Here is an 18,243-nt window from a genome sequence, read left to right as displayed (position 1 = left end):
CCCTTGATGCTGAATCGAATGGCCCCATCTTATTTACAACCCCAGTTGCTGGCCGCGGGCAATACCGTGATGTTGGGCGGTTGAAAACATAAAAATCACCCGCATATACGTTAGCAACCTGACAGAAATGAATTTATTAGTGGAGACGTTTAGATGGGCAAAATTATTGGTATCGACCTGGGTACTACCAACTCTTGCGTAGCAATTATGGATGGCACCAAGGCTCGTGTTCTTGAGAACGCCGAGGGCGATCGCACCACGCCTTCTATCATCGCATATACCCAGGATGGTGAAACTCTGGTTGGCCAGCCGGCTAAGCGTCAGGCTGTTACTAACCCGCAAAATACACTGTTCGCGATCAAACGTTTGATCGGCCGTCGTTTCCAGGACGAAGAAGCGCAGCGTGATAAAGACATCATGCCGTACAAAATCATCGCAGCCGACAACGGCGACGCATGGCTGGACGTGAAAGGCCAGAAAATGGCACCGCCGCAGATCTCTGCCGAAGTGCTGAAGAAAATGAAGAAAACGGCGGAAGATTACCTGGGCGAGCCGGTCACCGAAGCGGTTATCACCGTGCCTGCGTACTTCAACGACGCACAGCGCCAGGCGACCAAAGACGCCGGCCGTATCGCGGGCCTGGAAGTCAAACGTATCATCAACGAACCGACCGCAGCCGCACTGGCCTACGGCCTGGATAAAGAGATCGGCAACCGCACCATCGCGGTCTACGACCTGGGTGGTGGTACCTTCGATATTTCCATCATCGAAATTGATGAAGTTGACGGCGAAAAAACCTTTGAAGTGTTGGCAACCAACGGTGATACCCACCTGGGTGGTGAAGACTTCGACAGCCGTTTGATCAACTACCTGGTTGAAGAATTCAACAAAGAACAGGGTATCGATCTGCGTAAGGATCCACTGGCGATGCAGCGTCTGAAAGAAGCCGCTGAAAAAGCCAAGATCGAGCTGTCTTCTGCACAGCAGACCGACGTGAACCTGCCGTACATCACGGCAGACGCCACCGGCCCGAAACACATGAACATCAAAGTGACCCGTGCGAAACTCGAGTCTCTGGTTGAAGATCTGGTTAACCGTTCCATCGAGCCGCTGAAAGTGGCGCTGAAGGATGCCGGCCTGTCGGTTTCCGACATCAACGACGTGATCCTGGTCGGTGGCCAGACCCGTATGCCGATGGTGCAGAAGAAAGTAGCTGACTTCTTCGGTAAAGAGCCGCGTAAAGACGTGAACCCAGATGAAGCCGTTGCTATCGGCGCTGCGGTTCAGGGCGGTGTGTTGGCCGGTGACGTGAAAGACGTGCTGCTGCTGGACGTTACCCCGCTGTCGCTGGGTATCGAAACCATGGGCGGTGTGATGACTCCGCTGATCACCAAAAACACCACCATCCCGACCAAGCACAGCCAGGTGTTCTCTACGGCAGAAGATAACCAGTCTGCGGTAACCATCCACGTGCTGCAGGGTGAGCGTAAACGTGCCAGCGATAACAAATCGCTCGGCCAGTTCAACCTGGACGGCATTCAGGCGGCACCGCGGGGTATGGCGCAGATCGAAGTTACCTTCGATATCGATGCCGACGGTATCCTGCACGTGTCTGCGAAAGACAAGAACACCGGTCGTGAACAGAAAATCACCATCAAGGCATCTTCTGGCTTGAACGAAGATGAAATCCAGAAAATGGTGCGTGATGCTGAAGCCAACGCCGAAGCTGACCGTAAGTTCGAAGAAGTAGTACAGGCCCGTAACCAGGCTGACCATCTGATTCACGGTACGCGTAAGCAACTGGAAGAAGCCGGCGACAAACTGCCAGCGGATGATAAAACGGCGATCGAAAGCGCGCTGAAAGATCTGGAAGCAGCGGTGAAAGGCGAAGATAAGGCCGAGATCGAAGCGAAGACCCAGGCGCTGGTGCAGGTTTCCGGTAAACTGCTGGAAATGGCACAGGCTCAGGCCGCACAGCAAGGTGCTGATGCCGGTGCTGATGATGCAGCGAAGAAAGACGACGACGTGGTCGACGCTGAATTTGAAGAAGTTAAAGATAAAAAATAATCGCCCTAAGCGGGCATGGTAATGCCCGGTTGGGCATTACTGGGAAACCAGCACGGGCGTTGAGGCAACTCTACGCCCGTGCATGTATCTTAGGGGTTAACACAACGAATGGCGAAGAAAGATTATTACGAGGTTCTCGGCGTTGCTAAAACGGCGGATGAGCGTGAAATCAAAAAGGCGTATAAGCGCCTGGCGATGAAGTATCACCCTGACCGCAATCAGGAAGAAAACGCTGAAACCAGATTCAAAGAAATCAAGGAGGCCTACGAGATCTTAAGCGACGATCAGAAACGCGCCGCTTACGATCAGTATGGTCATGCAGCCTTTGAACAAGGCGGTATGGGCGGTGGCGGCGGCTTCGGCGGCGGCGGTGCCGACTTCAGCGATATCTTTGGCGACGTGTTTGGCGACATCTTCGGCGGCGGCCGCCGCCAACGCGCCAGCCGTGGTTCCGATCTGCGCTATAACATGGAGTTAACCCTGGAAGAAGCGGTTCGCGGCGTCAATAAAGAGATCCGTATTCCAACATTGGAAGAGTGCGACGCGTGCCATGGCAGCGGCGCCAAGCCGGGCAGTTCGCCAGTAACGTGCCCAACCTGTCACGGCCAGGGCCAGGTGCAGATGCGCCAGGGCTTCTTCACCGTGCAGCAGGCTTGTCCGCACTGTCATGGCCGCGGGCAGATCATCAAAGATCCTTGCACCAAGTGCCGCGGTCATGGCCGGGTAGAGAAGGCTAAAACGCTGTCGGTGAAAATTCCGGCGGGCGTGGACACCGGCGATCGTATCCGCCTGGCAGGCGAAGGGGAAGCCGGCGAGCATGGCGCTCCGGCCGGCGATCTGTACGTTCAGGTGCAGGTTAAGGCGCACCCGATCTTTGAACGTGAGGGCAATAACCTGTACTGCGAAGTGCCCATCAACTTCGCGATGGCGGCACTGGGCGGTGAAATCGAAGTGCCGACGCTCGATGGGCGGGTGAAACTGAAAGTACCGGCAGAAACCCAAACCGGCAAACTGTTCCGTATGCGCGGCAAAGGGGTTAAATCGGTACGGGGTGGCGCGCAGGGCGATTTGCTGTGCCGTGTCGTGGTAGAAACGCCGGTTAACCTTAGCGATAAGCAGAAACAGCTGCTGCAAGAGTTGGAAGAGAGCTTGGGTGGCCCGTCAGGGCACCAGAACAGCCCGCGTTCGAAGAGCTTCTTTGATGGGGTGAAGAAGTTCTTTGACGATCTGACCCGTTAACGCGCTTGGCGTTTTGACTCACCTCTGGTCATGACGCGTGATAATGCCGGCCGGCTCACTCGGCCGGCATTTTTTCTTTTGTTTGCCTGCCCATGGCCGCTTGATGTGGAAAAGCTCGGTTTTGCTGAGTGTTTTAGCATTTATAAACTTATATTTTCGATATTAACCAACGTTTATACTCACTTTCTTGCAGAATGGCCGCGCACTGTTGTTACAGGGAGAAGAGAGCGCCGTGACCAATATTATTCGTCAATTCTTACGCCTGGAAGCCGCGGGCGGCATCATCTTGATCGCCGTAGCCATCGTGGCAATGTTGATGGCCAATACCCCGTTGCATACGCTCTATCATGCGTTTCTCAATGTGCCGATTAGCGCGGGTGTTTTGGGGCATGTGATAGATAAACCCCTTGAGTGGTGGATTAACGATGCGCTGATGGCGCTGTTTTTCCTCACGGTGGGGCTGGAGGTGAAGAGGGAGCTGATCCAGGGTTCACTGGCGGGATACGACAAAGCGGTATTCCCGGCGATCGCTGCGTGTGGCGGCATGCTGGCGCCGGCGCTGATTTATCTGCTGTTCAACGGTGCCGATGCCGTGGCCCGTCATGGCTGGGCGATCCCTACGGCAACCGATATCGCCTTTGCGCTGGGGGTGATGGCGTTGCTGGGCAAGCGAGTCCCGCTGGGCCTGAAGGTGTTTCTGCTGGCGTTGGCCATTATTGACGATTTGGGCGCCATCGTGATTATCGCCCTGTTTTATACTGATACGCTGTCGGTGCCTGCGCTAGGCGCGGCGGCGGCGCTGATTGCCGTGCTGGCGCTGATGAACCGTAGTCGGGTCGCCAAGATATCGTTGTACATGATCGTGGGTGTGGGGCTGTGGGCCGCCATTTTGGCCTCTGGGATCCATGCCACCCTGGCGGGGGTGATTCTCGGCTTTATGATCCCGCTGAACGCCCGCCAGGGTGACCCCCTGTCGGAAAGGCTGGAGCACGGGCTGCACCCGTGGGTTGCGTATTTTATCCTGCCGCTGTTTGCCTTTGCCAACGCCGGGGTTTCATTACAGGGCGTTTCGCTGGGCGGCCTGGCCTCAATGCTGCCGCTGGGCATTGCGACCGGCCTGCTGATTGGCAAACCGTTGGGGATTTTCACGTTCAGTTTCCTGGCGGTAAAGCTGGGCATTGCCCGTTTGCCGGCAGGCGTGGGTTTCCGCCAGGTATTCGCCGTTTCCGTGCTGTGTGGTATTGGCTTTACCATGTCGATGTTTATCGCCACCCTGGCGTTCGGCAGCGAAGACGCCGCTTTTGGGGTGTATTCTCGCCTGGGTATCCTGCTGGGCTCAACGCTGGCGGCGCTCGCGGGTTATAGCCTGTTGCGCCTGTCTTTGCCAAAGCGCGCTTAGGCGGCGATGCGGGGCATTTGTGTGGGACGAATGGGGTAATACGTTGTCTGAAACAACGAAAAGGAATTTGTCGCTTATCTCGGCGGGTTATTTGCCGGTGCGAAACGTAAGGAGAACATTTCGTGAGAACGTCGCATATTAATTTCAATCACCTCTATTATTTTTGGCAGGTTTGCAAAGCAGGCTCTGTGGTGGGCGCGGCTGAAGCGTTGTTTCTGACGCCGCAAACCATTACCGGCCAGATCAAAGCGCTGGAAGAGCGGTTAAACGGCAAACTGTTTAAACGCCAGGGGCGCGGGCTGGTGCCTTCCGAACTGGGGCAGTTGGTTTTCCGTTACGCGGACAAGATGTTCATGCTCAGCCAGGAAATGTTGGATATCGTTCATTACACCAAAGAAGCCAACCTGTTGTTCGACGTCGGTGTGGCGGATGCCCTGTCCAAGCGCCTGGTGAGCCAGGTGCTGGAAACGGTAGTGGCGGATGATGAGCGTATCCATCTGCGCTGTTTTGAATCTACCCATGAAATGCTGCTGGAACAGCTAAGCCAGCACAAGCTGGATATGATCCTGTCGGATTGCCCGGTGGATTCCAGCCAGCAGGAAGGGTTGTTTTCGATCAAGCTGGGTGAGTGCGGCATCAGCTTTTTCTGCCGCCAGCCGGTGCCGGAGGCGCCGTTCCCGGCCTGTCTGGAGCAGCGGCGGCTGCTGCTGCCGGGGCGCCGTTCAATGCTCGGGCGGCAACTGCTCAACTGGCTCAATATTCAGGGGCTGCAGGCAGAGATCCTCGGCGAGTTCGATGATGCGGCGCTGATGAAGGCCTTTGCCATGTACCATAATGCGATCTTTGTGGCGCCGACGCGGTATGCGCAGGATATTTACAGCGATGACAGCGTGGTGGAGATTGGGCGGATTGACAGCGTGCACGAGGAGTATTACGTCATTTTTGCCGAGCGCATGATCCAGCACCCGGCGGTGCAGCGGATCTGCCATAAAGACTTCTCATCGCTGTTTGCCCTCTAGCGGCGAAGCAAGGGCGCCCGAATTGCGGGCATAAAAAAACCGGCAAGAGCCGGTTTTTTTACCAAGCAGACAACGTAATGCTTACTGCATTGCGCTGATTTGCGCAGCCAGGTTTGACTTATGGCGCGCTGCTTTGTTTTTGTGGATCAGGCCTTTAGCAGCCTGGCGATCCACAAGTGGTTGCATTACGGTGAATGCTTTTTGTGCTGCTTCTTTGTCGCCAGCTTCGATAGCGGCATAGACCTTCTTAATGAAGGTACGCACCATTGAGCGACGGCTAGCGTTGTGCTTGCGGCGTTTCTCAGACTGTACGGCGCGTTTCTTAGCTGATTTGATATTAGCCAAGGTCCAACTCCCAAATATATTCTATTGAGGACAATTCAAAGGCCGAGGAATATGCCCTTTTAGCCTTCGTTTGTCAATGGATTTGTGCAAATAAGCGCCGTTTGTACGGGCGGCACTTGCTACGTTGTGATGGCGCAGGATTTTACCAGCTTCCCATCTGGGAATACAGCATTTCGCAAGAAAATTAACCGGGTGTTGCTTTGGGGCGCACGGCGGCCGATGAAGGCAGCATGATAACCCTTTTTTTATGGTGGATAAACCGCTGCTTAGGTGTTTCGCCCGCCGGTTATCTCCGGTATGGTGGGAGGATATTCCGTTGTGGCGGCAAGGCGCCCGTTATCGCCTTGCCGCCGGCATTTTGCGGCCTGAGCCGCCATCGCTTCTGGTGGGATGCGGCCTATATTGCTATTCACGTGTTAACCTTAACCGCTGTACAAGGTATAATCCGCCGATTTCCACTGTTTTGAGCCAGCTATGGAGCTAATTCGCGGCATTCACAATATCCGGGCACGCCACCATGGTTGCGTGCTCACTATCGGCAACTTTGACGGCGTACACCGCGGCCATCAGGCGTTGCTGAAGCAGCTAAAGCAGGAAGGGCAACGCCTTGGGCTGCCGGTGATAGTCATGATCTTTGAGCCGCAGCCGCTGGAGCTGTTCGCAGCGGACAAAGCGCCGGCTCGTCTTACGCGTTTGCGTGACAAAGCCAAATATTTGGCGCAGGCCGGGGTTGATTACCTGCTGTGCGTCAACTTTGATCCGCGTTTCGCCGCCAACACCGCGCAGGCGTTTGTCGCCGAACTGCTGGTGCAGAAACTGGGCGTAAAATTCCTGATGGTGGGGGATGATTTCCGCTTCGGCGCTAACCGCACCGGGGATTTCCCGCTGTTGCAAAAAGCCGGAGCCGAATACGGTTTTACCGTGGTCAGCACGCCGACCTTCTGCGAAGGGGGCCAACGCATCAGCAGCACCGCCATCCGCAATGCGCTGCGCGACGATGAACTGGCGCTGACGGAAAGGCTGCTTGGCCACCCGTACAGCATTTCAGGCCGCGTGGTACACGGCGATGAGCTGGGCCGCACCATCGGCTTCCCGACCGCGAACCTGCCGCTCAAGCGGCTGGTGGCGCCGGTGAACGGCGTTTATGCGGTCGACGTCTACGGCCTGGGGCCACAGCCGTTGCCGGGCGTCGCCAATATCGGCACGCGGCCGACGGTTGCCGGCGTGCGCCAGCAGTTGGAAGTGCATCTGCTGGATGTCACAATGAATCTATATGGGCGCCACATTGACGTGGTGCTCCGCGCGAAATTGCGCAATGAACAGCGTTTTGCTTCGCTCGATGCGCTGAAGCAGCAAATCGCCAATGATGTGGTGGCTGCCCGGACATTTTTCGGGCTAAAGACACCGGTTTAATCTGAAAAACCGAAACGAGATCGAGAATCTAATGAGTGACTACAAGAATACCCTGAACTTGCCGGAAACAGGGTTCCCGATGCGTGGCGATCTCGCCAAGCGTGAACCTGGCATGCTCGCACGTTGGTATGAACAGGATCTGTACGGGATGATTCGTGCCGCTAAAAAGGGCAAAAAATCCTTCATTTTGCATGACGGCCCTCCGTATGCGAATGGCAGCATTCACATTGGTCACTCGGTTAATAAAATTCTCAAAGATATTATTATCAAGTCCAAAGGGCTGGCCGGCTTTGATTCGCCTTACATACCGGGCTGGGACTGCCATGGTTTGCCAATCGAACTGAAAGTGGAACAGCTGTACGGCAAGCCGGGCGAGAAGCTGACTCCTGCCGAATTCCGTCAGAAGTGCCGTGAATACGCCGCTGAACAAGTGGCGGGCCAGAAGAAAGACTTCATTCGCCTGGGCGTGTTGGGTGACTGGGATCATCCTTACCTGACCATGGATTTCAACACCGAAGCCAACATCATCCGCGCCCTGGGTAAAATCATCAGCAACGGCCACCTGCTGAAAGGCGCCAAGCCGGTGCACTGGTGCACCGACTGCGGCTCTGCGCTGGCTGAGGCGGAAGTGGAGTATTACGACAAAACCTCCCCGTCAATCGACGTGGCGTTCCCTGCCACCGATGCCGCCGCCGTTGCCGCCAAATTCGGCGTGGCGAGCTTCGACGGCCCGATTTCGCTGGTGATCTGGACCACTACCCCATGGACGTTGCCGGCTAACCGCGCCATCTCTCTGCACCCGGAATTCGATTATCAACTGGTGCAGGTGGAAGGGCAGTGCCTGATCCTGGCGGGCGAACTGGTTGAAAGCGTGATGAAACGCGTCGGCATCACCCATTGGCAGGTGCTGGGCAGCTGCAAGGGCGCCGCTCTGGAACTGCTGCGCTTCCAGCATCCGTTCATGGGCTTTGACGTGCCGGCGATCCTAGGCGAACACGTGACGCTGGATGCCGGTACCGGTGCGGTGCACACCGCGCCAGGCCACGGCCCGGACGACTTTGTCATTGGCCAGAAATACGGCCTGGAAGTGGCCAACCCGGTTGGCCCGAATGGCTGTTACCTGCCGGGCACCTATCCTTCGCTGGACGGTAAGTTCGTCTTCAAAGCCAACGATCTGGTGGTGGAACTGCTGCGTGAGAAAGGCGCGCTGCTGCACGTGGAAAAACTGCTGCACAGCTACCCTTGCTGCTGGCGCCACAAAACGCCGGTTATCTTCCGCGCGACCCCGCAATGGTTCATCAGCATGGATCAGAAAGGGCTGCGTAAGCAGTCGCTGGAAGAGATCAAAGGCGTGCAGTGGATCCCGGACTGGGGCCAGGCGCGTATCGAAACGATGGTGGCAAACCGCCCGGACTGGTGTATTTCCCGCCAGCGTACCTGGGGCGTGCCAATGTCGCTGTTCGTGCATAAAGAAACCGAGCAACTGCACCCGCGCACCGTTGAGCTGATTGAAGAAGTGGCGAAGCGCGTAGAGCAGGAAGGTATTCAGGCATGGTGGGATTTGGATCCGGCCGAGCTGCTCGGTGAGCAAGCCGCCGACTACGTCAAAGTGCCGGACACGCTGGACGTGTGGTTTGACTCCGGTTCGACCCACGCTTCGGTGGTTGACGTGCGCCCGGAATTCCACGGCCATAGCGCAGATATGTATCTGGAAGGCTCTGACCAACACCGCGGCTGGTTCATGTCATCGCTGATGATCTCCACGGCGATGAAAGGCAAAGCGCCTTATAAGGAAGTGCTGACTCACGGCTTCACCGTCGACGGTCAGGGGCGCAAAATGTCCAAGTCGATCGGCAACACCGTCAGCCCGCAGGATGTGATGAACAAGCTGGGCGGCGATATCCTGCGTTTGTGGGTGGCATCGACCGACTATACCGGCGAGATCGCCGTTTCCGATGAGATCCTCAAACGTGCGGCAGATTCTTACCGCCGTATCCGTAACACCGCCCGCTTCCTGTTGGCGAACCTGAACGGTTTTGATCCCCGTACCGACAGCGTGGCGCCGGAAGATATGGTGGTGCTGGATCGCTGGGCGGTCGGCCGTGCGCTGGCGGCGCAGCAGGATATTGAACAGGCCTATGCCCGCTACGATTTCCACGAAGTGGTACAACGCCTGATGCAGTTCTGCTCGGTGGAAATGGGCTCCTTCTATCTGGATATCATCAAAGACCGCCAGTACACCGCCAAAGCGGACAGCGTCGCGCGCCGCAGCTGCCAGACGGCGCTGTTCCACATTGCCGAAGCGCTGGTGCGTTGGATGGCGCCGATCATGTCCTTTACCGCGGACGAGATTTGGGGCTTCCTGCCGGGCGAACACGCGCCGTACGTCTTTACTGAAGAGTGGTATGACGGCCTGTTCAGCCTGGCCGAAGGCGAAAGCATGAACGACGCCTTCTGGGATGAACTGTTGAAAGTGCGTGGCGAAGTGAACAAGGTGCTGGAGCAGGCGCGTGCCGATAAACGTATCGGTGGTTCGCTGGAAGCTTCCGTCACCCTGTTTGCCGATGATGCGCTGGCGGCACGCCTGAACAGCCTGCAGGATGAACTGCGCTTTGTGCTGCTGACCTCTGGCGCCAAAGTGGCGCCGTTGGCGCAGGCGCCGGCGGATGCGCAGCAAAGTGAACTGCTGAAAGGGCTGAAGATTGTCTTTAGCAGTGCAGAAGGGACTAAATGCCCACGTTGCTGGCATTACACCACGGATATTGGCCAGGTGGCGGAACACGCAGATATCTGCGGCCGCTGTGTCACCAACGTTGCCGGCGACGGCGAGAAGCGTAAATTTGCCTGATGAGTAAACCGATCTGTTCGACCGGCCTGCGGTGGCTGTGGGTAGTTCTGGTGGTACTGGTGCTGGATTTCGCCAGCAAACAGTGGATCCTGAATCATTTTGTGCTGGGCCAGTCCCAGCCGTTGATTCCCTACTTCAACCTGTACTATGCGCGCAACTACGGCGCTGCGTTTAGCTTCCTGGCCGATCACGGCGGCTGGCAACGCTGGTTCTTTGCCGGCATTGCGGTGGCGATTATTGTGGCGCTGCTGGTGCTGCTGTACAAAAACGGCGCGCAGCAGAAGCTAAGCAACATCGCGTATGCGTTTATCATCGGCGGCGCGCTGGGCAATCTGTTAGATCGTCTGTGGCATGGCTTCGTGGTTGATTTCATCGATTTTTACGTGGGCAACTGGCACTACCCGACCTTTAATCTGGCAGACAGCTTTATCTGCGTCGGGGCGGCGATGATCGTGCTGGAAGGGTTCTTGCCTTCCAGTAAGCGCGCAGCGGCTAAAGGTGAGTGATATGACGGCTCAGGTTAACAGCGGCAGCGCGGTGCTGGTGCACTTTACGCTGACGCTGGAAGATGGCTCGACGGCGGAATCAACCCGCCGCAGCGGCAAACCGGCGCTGTTTCGCCTTGGCGACGGCAGCCTGTCCAACGCGCTTGAGCAACAGCTGATCGGGCTGCATGCCGGTGATAAAAATACCTTCACCCTGCAGCCGGAAGATGCCTTCGGCGCGAACAACCCGGATCTGATCCAATTCTTCCTGCGGCGCGATTTTGCCGACACCGGCGTGCCGGATGTCGGCACCATCATGCTGTTCACGGCAATCGACGGCAGTGAAATGCCGGGCGTGGTGCGTGAAGTGGCGGAAGAGTCGGTCACCGTTGATTTCAATCATCCACTTGCGGGCCACCCGGTGACCTTCGAGCTTGAGGTGCTGGAGATTGATCCGCAGCAGGAGGTGACGCATGCAAATCTTGCTGGCTAACCCCCGTGGTTTCTGCGCCGGGGTCGATCGCGCGATCAGTATCGTGGAACGCGCGCTGGAAATTTACGGCGCGCCGATCTACGTGCGCCATGAGGTGGTGCATAACCGCTATGTGGTGGACAGCCTGCGCGCGCGCGGCGCGGTGTTTATTGAAGAGATCGCCGAAGTGCCGGATGGCTCAATCCTCATCTTCTCGGCGCATGGGGTTTCCCAGGCGGTGCGCGCCGAAGCGAAGGCGCGTAGCCTGACCATGCTGTTCGACGCCACCTGCCCGTTGGTGACCAAGGTGCATATGGAAGTGGCCCGTGCCAGCCGCAAGGGCACAGAGGCCATTCTGATCGGCCACGCCGGCCATCCGGAGGTAGAAGGCACCATGGGCCAGTACAACAACCCGGAAGGGGGGATGTACCTGGTGGAGTCGCCGGAAGATGTCTGGAAGCTGCAGGTGAAGCATGAGGACAATCTGTGCTTTATGACGCAGACCACACTGTCGGTTGATGATACCTCCGACGTGATCGACGCTCTGCGCCAGCGCTTCCCCAAGATTGTGGGGCCACGCAAGGATGATATCTGTTACGCCACCACCAACCGCCAGGAAGCGGTGCGCAGCCTGGCCGGCGATGCGGATGTGGTATTGGTGGTGGGGTCGAAAAACTCGTCCAACTCCAACCGCCTGGCGGAACTGGCGCAGCGCGTGGGGAAACCGGCGTATCTGATCGATTCGGCGGAAGATATTCAGGAAGCCTGGCTGAAAAACACCACCCACATCGGCGTCACCGCGGGCGCATCCGCGCCGGACGTGCTGGTGCAGGACGTTATCAACCGCCTGAAGGCGATGGGCGGGAAATCGGTGCTGGAAATCAGCGGCCGGGAAGAGAATATCGTGTTTGAAGTGCCAAAAGAGCTGCGGGTGGATATCCGGCAGATCGATTGACGCTGTGGTAATCAGCAACGGGGAGCTTAGGCTCCCCGTTTTGCTATCTGCCGTTGGCGTTTTTATCACCGGCAGCGGAAAACTGCATGATTATGTAAAAGCTTACGTTGTCTATGCAGTAGGGTTTGGCCGGCACCGCGGCGAAAATTTATAGCATCGCTGATAAAAATGGCGGGATATCATAATTTTCTAATTATGATTTAAATCCTCTGGCGATGCCGGGGTGGGGCAGTTAACCTAATGTGACGAATTTTACCTATTGGGTTTAGGCCTTTGTAGCCGGATAACGGCTTTCGACGGAAAAAGAGAGAGAAGTATGACAGATTCACAGATCCGCATTGCGATTGCAGGCGCCGGCGGCCGTATGGGGCGCCAACTGATCCTGGCGGTGCAACAGGCGCCGGGCGTGGTGCTGGGCGCGGCGTTTGAACGCCCCGGCTCAAGCCTGATTGGCACGGACGCCGGCGAACTGGCCGGCGCAGGGGCGCTTGGGGTGCCGGTTAGCGCCAGCCTGGACAGCGTAGCGGATGATTTTGACATTCTGATCGACTTTACCCGGCCGGAAGGCACGCTGGAGCACCTGGCGTTTTGTGTGGCCCACCACAAAGCGATGGTGATCGGCACCACTGGTTTCGACGACGCTGGTAAAGCTGCCATCAGAGAGGCGGCCCAACAGATTGGCATCGTCTTCGCCGCCAACTTCAGCGTTGGCGTTAACGTGGTGCTGAAGCTGTTGGAAAAGGCGGCCAAGGTGATGGGCGATTATACCGATATCGAAATCATTGAAGCGCACCACCGCCATAAAGTGGATGCGCCATCGGGCACTGCGCTGGCGATGGGCGAGGCGATCGCCGATGCGCTGGGGCGCGATCTCAAGCAGTGCGCTGTTTACGCGCGCGAAGGCCATACCGGTAAACGCGATCCGCAAAGCATTGGCTTCGCCACCATTCGCGCCGGGGACATCGTGGGCGAGCATACCGCGATGTTTGCTGACATTGGCGAGCGTGTGGAAATCACCCATAAAGCCTCCAGCCGGATGACTTTTGCCAACGGCGCGGTGCGTGCGGCATCCTGGGTGTCTAAGCAGGAAAAAGGACTATTTGACATGCGTGATGTGCTTGGTCTGGACCAGCTTTAATGCTTTAGTAGGCCATTGTGATGTGGCTGTGTTTATCATAATACTATGATAAAAGGGCAATATTTTTATTGCCCATTTTTTTATTTGATAAAACTCCGGTTTATTATTAATTATTTTATCAAGTTGCCATTTTTAGCAGTAAATTGCTTTTTTATGGCCTATTTACCCTGCCATGCCGCCATCGCCCCCCGCTTTTAACCCCCTCGTTGAACGATTGCACTCGATTGTCGCTCGCAACCGTTTAACTACCCGGGTTTCCCTCTACTTTTATGGCTAAAGCCGCCATTATTCGTTGAGGGGAGTGAAAATAAGATAAAAAATGGCGTATTGGGTGGACAAGTGAGGTACTCATCTTTAAAATGCGCCCAATTTGCCAAAAATTAGCCTCTCAGGCAGTTTTAGCATTGATTTAGATCGCGATATCTGAATTAATATGCAAATATTGTGATTTATTATTCCTTGGAGGGTGTTTTGATTAAGTCAGCGCTATTGGTTCTGGAGGACGGAACCCAATTCCACGGTCGGGCCATCGGGGCAGAGGGTACGGCAGTGGGGGAAGTGGTCTTCAATACGTCGATGACCGGCTATCAAGAAATCCTCACTGATCCTTCCTACTCCCGCCAGATCGTCACTCTTACTTATCCTCATATTGGCAATGTCGGCACCAACGCCGCCGATGAAGAATCCTCAATGGTTCATGCTCAAGGGCTGGTTATCCGCGATCTGCCTCTGATTGCCAGCAACTACCGCAGTGAAGAAGGGCTGTCCGACTATCTCAAGCGCAACAACATCGTCGCTATTGCCGATATCGATACCCGTAAGCTGACCCGCCTGCTGCGTGAGAAAGGCGCGCAGAACGGTTGCATCATCGCGGGCGAAAATCTGGATGCAGCCCAGGCGCTGGCGCAGGCCAAAGCCTTCCCCGGCCTGAAAGGGATGGATCTGGCGAAGGAAGTGACGACCAACGAAACCTACACCTGGCAGCAAGGGAGCTGGCGGCTGGAAGGCGAACTGCCGGAAGACACCGCAGCGAGCGAATTGCCTTATCACGTGGTGGCGTATGATTACGGCGCCAAGCGCAACATCCTGCGCATGCTGGTGGATCGCGGCTGCCGCCTGACGGTGGTGCCGGCGCAAACCCCGGCGGAAGAGGTGTTGAAAATGAATCCGGACGGTATTTTCCTGTCCAACGGCCCGGGCGATCCGGCGCCGTGTGATTACGCCATCGCTGCCATCAAACAGTTCCTGGAAACCGACATTCCGGTATTCGGTATCTGTCTGGGGCACCAGTTGCTGGCGCTGGCCAGCGGCGCGAACACCGTGAAGATGAAGCTGGGCCACCACGGCGGCAACCATCCGGTGAAGGATCTGGACGCCAACCGCGTGATGATCACCGCGCAAAACCACGGGTTTGCGGTTGATGAAAACAACCTGCCGGCCAACCTGCGCGTCACCCACAAATCGTTGTTCGACCATACGGTTCAGGGCATTCACCGCACGGATAAACCGGCGTTCAGCTTCCAGGGGCACCCAGAGGCGAGCCCAGGGCCGCACGATGCTGCGCCGCTGTTCGATCACTTCATCGAACTGATTGAGACTTACCGTTCCAACGCCAACTAATCAGGAGCAAAAGAGAAATGCCAAAACGTACAGATATAAAAAGCATCCTGATCCTGGGCGCCGGTCCGATTGTTATCGGCCAGGCGTGTGAGTTTGACTACTCCGGCGCGCAGGCGTGTAAAGCGCTGCGTGAAGAAGGCTACCGCGTCATTTTGGTTAACTCCAACCCGGCGACCATCATGACCGATCCGGAAATGGCGGATGCAACCTATATTGAGCCGATCCACTGGGAAGTGGTGCGCAAAATCATCGAAAAAGAGCGCCCGGATGCCGTGCTGCCGACCATGGGCGGGCAAACTGCGCTGAACTGTGCACTGGAACTGGAGCGCCAGGGCGTGCTGGCCGAGTTCGGCGTGACCATGATTGGCGCCACCGCCGATGCGATCGATAAAGCCGAAGACCGTCGTCGCTTTGATATTGCGATGAAAAAAATCGGGCTTGATACTGCGCGTTCAGGCATTGCACATACCATGGAAGAAGCGCTGGCGGTTGCCGCCGACGTGGGTTTCCCGTGCATCATCCGCCCGTCGTTCACCATGGGCGGCACCGGCGGCGGTATTGCCTACAACCGTGAAGAGTTCGAAGAGATCTGCGAGCGCGGCCTGGATTTGTCGCCGACCAAAGAGTTGCTGATCGACGAATCGCTGATTGGCTGGAAAGAGTACGAAATGGAAGTGGTGCGTGATAAGAACGATAACTGCATCATCGTCTGCTCCATTGAAAACTTCGATGCCATGGGCATCCATACCGGCGACTCTATCACCGTAGCGCCCGCCCAGACGCTGACCGACAAAGAATACCAAATCATGCGTAACGCCTCGATGGCGGTGCTGCGTGAGATCGGCGTGGAAACCGGCGGCTCCAACGTGCAGTTCTCGGTCAACCCGAAAACCGGCCGCCTGATCGTGATTGAGATGAACCCGCGCGTGTCACGCTCCTCGGCGCTGGCATCGAAAGCGACCGGCTTCCCGATTGCCAAAATCGCCGCCAAGCTGGCCGTGGGCTACACCCTTGACGAGCTGATGAACGACATCACCGGCGGCCGCACCCCGGCATCCTTTGAGCCGTCTATCGACTATGTGGTTACCAAGATCCCACGCTTTAACTTCGAGAAATTCGCCGGCGCCAACGATCGCCTGACCACGCAGATGAAGTCGGTCGGGGAAGTGATGGCAATTGGCCGCACCCAACAGGAGTCGCTGCAAAAAGCGCTGCGTGGCCTGGAAGTGGGCGCCACCGGTTTGGATCCGAAGGTAAGCCTGGACGATCCGGAAGCGCTGACCAAAATCCGCCGCGAGCTGAAAGACGCCGGCGCCGAGCGCATCTGGTACATTGCCGACGCTTTCCGCGCCGGCCTGTCGGTTGACGGCGTGTTCAACCTGACCAACATCGACCGCTGGTTCCTGGTGCAGATTGAAGAACTGGTGCGCCTGGAAGAACAAGTGGCGGCGGAAGGCATCAACGGCCTGACACCAGATTTCTTGTATACCCTGAAACGCAAAGGCTTTGCCGATGCGCGCCTGGCCAAGCTGGCCGGCGTTGCCGAAGGCGCGATCCGCAAACTGCGCCACGGTTACGGCCTGCACCCGGTCTACAAACGCGTGGATACCTGTGCGGCGGAGTTTGCCACCGATACCGCTTATATGTACTCCACCTATGAAGAAGAGTGCGAATCCAACCCGACCAACGATCGTCCGAAAGTGATGGTGCTGGGCGGTGGCCCGAACCGTATCGGCCAGGGCATCGAATTTGACTACTGCTGCGTTCATGCCTCGCTGGCGCTGCGGGAAGACGGTTATGAGACCATCATGGTCAACTGTAACCCGGAAACCGTCTCCACCGACTACGACACCTCCGATCGCCTGTACTTCGAGCCGGTGACGCTGGAAGACGTGCTGGAAATCGTGCGCATTGAGCAGCCGAAAGGGGTGATCGTGCAGTACGGCGGCCAGACCCCGCTGAAACTGGCCCGCGAGCTGGAGGCCGCCGGTGTGCCGGTGATTGGCACCAGCCCGGATGCCATCGACCGCGCCGAAGACCGCGAACGTTTCCAGCAGGCGGTGAACCGCCTGGGGCTGAAACAGCCGGCGAACGCCACCGTGGCGACCATCGAACAGGCCGTGGAGAAAGCGGCGGGCATCGGCTATCCGCTGGTGGTGCGCCCATCGTACGTGCTGGGCGGCCGCGCGATGGAAATCGTTTACGACGAAATCGACCTGCGCCGTTATTTCCAGACGGCGGTCAGCGTGTCCAACGATGCACCGGTGCTGTTGGACCGCTTCCTGGATGACGCAGTGGAAGTGGACGTTGACGCCATTTGTGACGGCGAACGCGTGCTGATCGGCGGCATCATGGAGCATATCGAACAGGCGGGCGTGCACTCCGGCGACTCCGCCTGCTCGCTGCCGGCTTATACCCTAAGCCAGGAAATTCAGGACGTGATGCGCCAGCAGGTGGAAAAACTGGCGTTCGAACTGCAGGTGCGTGGCTTGATGAACGTGCAGTTTGCGGTGAAGGACAACGAAGTTTACCTGATCGAAGTGAACCCGCGCGCTGCGCGTACCGTTCCGTTCGTGTCCAAAGCGACCGGCGTGCCGCTGGCGAAAGTGGCCGCGCGCGTGATGGCGGGCAAATCCCTGGCCGAACAGGGCGTGACCCACGAAATCATCCCGCCGTACTACTCGGTGAAAGAAGTGGTGCTGCCGTTCAACAAGTTCCCCGGCGTCGATCCGATTCTGGGGCCGGAAATGCGCTCCACCGGTGAAGTGATGGGCGTGGGCCGCACCTTTGCCGAAGCGTTTTCCAAGGCGATGTTGGGCAGCAACTCCAGAATGCAGAAACAGGGCCGCGCGCTGCTGTCGGTGCGTGAAGGCGACAAGGCCCGGGTGGTGGATCTGGCGGCAAGCCTGCTAAAACACGGCTTTGAACTGGATGCGACCCATGGCACCGCGGTGGTGCTGGGCGAAGCCGGCATCAACCCGCGCCTGGTGAACAAAGTGCATGAAGGCCGCCCGCACATTCAGGATCGGATCAAAAACGGGGAATATACCTATATCGTCAACACCACGGCAGGCCGCCAGGCGATTGAGGACTCCAAACTGATCCGCCGCAGTGCGCTGCAGTACAAGGTGCATTACGACACCACGCTGAACGGCGGTTTCGCCACGGCGATGGCGCTGAAAGCCGATCCCACCGAACGGGTGATTTCCGTGCAGGAAATGCACGCCTGCATCACCAAGTAAC

13 protein-coding genes are annotated in these 18,243 nt (G+C 57.2%); 12 read left to right on the top strand and 1 reads right to left on the bottom strand.

The window, feature by feature from the left end:
* Positions 1 to 153: 153 nt before the first annotated feature.
* The 4 genes from dnaK to nhaR all read left to right on the top strand — a co-directional run bounded on the left by dnaK (position 154) and on the right by nhaR (position 5,724).
* A complete protein-coding gene (gene dnaK, locus ABFX35_RS21455; protein ID WP_279024292.1) occupies positions 154 to 2,067 on the top strand; it encodes a molecular chaperone DnaK in 1,914 nt (637 codons plus the stop codon).
* 108 nt (positions 2,068 to 2,175) lie between these two features.
* Positions 2,176 to 3,306, top strand: a complete 1,131-nt coding sequence (gene dnaJ, locus ABFX35_RS21450; RefSeq protein ID WP_279024290.1) for a molecular chaperone DnaJ — start codon at positions 2,176 to 2,178, stop codon at positions 3,304 to 3,306.
* 232 nt (positions 3,307 to 3,538) lie between these two features.
* Entirely contained in the window at positions 3,539 to 4,705 is a 1,167-nt protein-coding gene (gene nhaA, locus ABFX35_RS21445; protein ID WP_279024289.1) for a Na+/H+ antiporter NhaA, read from the top strand.
* A 122-nt stretch (positions 4,706 to 4,827) separates the two neighbouring features.
* Positions 4,828 to 5,724 (top strand): transcriptional activator NhaR, encoded by an 897-nt coding sequence (gene nhaR, locus ABFX35_RS21440; protein ID WP_346082835.1) that lies wholly within the window; start codon positions 4,828 to 4,830, stop codon positions 5,722 to 5,724.
* A gap of 81 nt (positions 5,725 to 5,805) precedes the next feature.
* Here the strand turns inward: nhaR and rpsT are convergent, their stop codons facing one another.
* Positions 5,806 to 6,069, bottom strand: coding sequence for a 30S ribosomal protein S20 (rpsT, locus tag ABFX35_RS21435; protein ID WP_095846036.1), 264 nt, complete (start codon positions 6,067 to 6,069; stop codon positions 5,806 to 5,808).
* Between the two features lie 474 nt (positions 6,070 to 6,543).
* On the opposite strand from rpsT, the gene ribF reads away from it, so the two are divergent.
* From ribF to carB, 8 genes are all read left to right on the top strand, one after another.
* On the top strand, positions 6,544 to 7,482 hold the full coding sequence (ribF, locus tag ABFX35_RS21430; RefSeq protein ID WP_095846035.1) for a bifunctional riboflavin kinase/FAD synthetase: 939 nt from the start codon (positions 6,544 to 6,546) through the stop codon (positions 7,480 to 7,482).
* Positions 7,483 to 7,513: 31 nt separating this feature from the next.
* On the top strand, positions 7,514 to 10,330 hold the full coding sequence (gene ileS / locus ABFX35_RS21425; RefSeq protein ID WP_346082833.1) for an isoleucine--tRNA ligase: 2,817 nt from the start codon (positions 7,514 to 7,516) through the stop codon (positions 10,328 to 10,330).
* Positions 10,330 to 10,836 carry a signal peptidase II gene (lspA, locus tag ABFX35_RS21420; RefSeq protein ID WP_095846033.1) on the top strand — a complete coding sequence of 169 codons (507 nt, stop codon included), beginning with the start codon at positions 10,330 to 10,332 and terminating at the stop codon, positions 10,834 to 10,836. The genes ileS and lspA overlap by 1 nt, the downstream gene beginning before the upstream one ends.
* A gap of 1 nt (position 10,837) precedes the next feature.
* Positions 10,838 to 11,308, top strand: a complete 471-nt coding sequence (fkpB, locus tag ABFX35_RS21415) for an FKBP-type peptidyl-prolyl cis-trans isomerase (RefSeq protein WP_095846032.1) — start codon at positions 10,838 to 10,840, stop codon at positions 11,306 to 11,308.
* On the top strand, positions 11,289 to 12,242 hold the full coding sequence (gene ispH, locus ABFX35_RS21410; RefSeq protein ID WP_279024279.1) for a 4-hydroxy-3-methylbut-2-enyl diphosphate reductase: 954 nt from the start codon (positions 11,289 to 11,291) through the stop codon (positions 12,240 to 12,242). Before fkpB ends, ispH begins: the two co-directional genes overlap by 20 nt.
* A 316-nt stretch (positions 12,243 to 12,558) precedes the next feature.
* Positions 12,559 to 13,380 carry a 4-hydroxy-tetrahydrodipicolinate reductase gene (dapB, locus tag ABFX35_RS21405; RefSeq protein ID WP_346082831.1) on the top strand — a complete coding sequence of 274 codons (822 nt, stop codon included), beginning with the start codon at positions 12,559 to 12,561 and terminating at the stop codon, positions 13,378 to 13,380.
* A 471-nt stretch (positions 13,381 to 13,851) separates the two neighbouring features.
* Positions 13,852 to 15,000, top strand: coding sequence for a glutamine-hydrolyzing carbamoyl-phosphate synthase small subunit (gene carA / locus ABFX35_RS21400; RefSeq protein ID WP_095846029.1), 1,149 nt, complete (start codon positions 13,852 to 13,854; stop codon positions 14,998 to 15,000).
* A gap of 17 nt (positions 15,001 to 15,017) precedes the next feature.
* Positions 15,018 to 18,242: a carbamoyl-phosphate synthase large subunit gene (gene carB, locus ABFX35_RS21395; RefSeq protein ID WP_346082830.1), complete on the top strand. Its 3,225-nt coding sequence runs from the start codon at positions 15,018 to 15,020 to the stop codon at positions 18,240 to 18,242.
* Position 18,243: the final 1 nt, after the last annotated feature.

It is taken from the genome of Gibbsiella dentisursi (genome assembly GCF_039539505.1).
Lineage (GTDB): Bacteria > Pseudomonadota > Gammaproteobacteria > Enterobacterales > Enterobacteriaceae > Gibbsiella > Gibbsiella quercinecans.
Note: the sequence above shows the minus strand (reverse complement) of the source record. Positions and strands in the feature narration are given on the sequence as shown.

Bases quoted from the DNA above. Each gene is read 5' to 3' on its own strand.
- fkpB (WP_095846032.1), top strand. From the start codon at position 10,838: ATGACGGCTCAGGTTAACAGCGGCAGCGCGGTGCTGGTGCACTTTACG.
- dnaK (WP_279024292.1), top strand. From the start codon at position 154: ATGGGCAAAATTATTGGTATCGACCTGGGTACTACCAACTCTTGCGTA.
- ispH (WP_279024279.1), top strand. From the start codon at position 11,289: ATGCAAATCTTGCTGGCTAACCCCCGTGGTTTCTGCGCCGGGGTCGAT.
- ileS (WP_346082833.1), top strand. From the start codon at position 7,514: ATGAGTGACTACAAGAATACCCTGAACTTGCCGGAAACAGGGTTCCCG.
- ribF (WP_095846035.1), top strand. From the start codon at position 6,544: ATGGAGCTAATTCGCGGCATTCACAATATCCGGGCACGCCACCATGGT.
- dapB (WP_346082831.1), top strand. From the start codon at position 12,559: ATGACAGATTCACAGATCCGCATTGCGATTGCAGGCGCCGGCGGCCGT.
- lspA (WP_095846033.1), top strand. From the start codon at position 10,330: ATGAGTAAACCGATCTGTTCGACCGGCCTGCGGTGGCTGTGGGTAGTT.
- dnaJ (WP_279024290.1), top strand. From the start codon at position 2,176: ATGGCGAAGAAAGATTATTACGAGGTTCTCGGCGTTGCTAAAACGGCG.
- carB (WP_346082830.1), top strand. From the start codon at position 15,018: ATGCCAAAACGTACAGATATAAAAAGCATCCTGATCCTGGGCGCCGGT.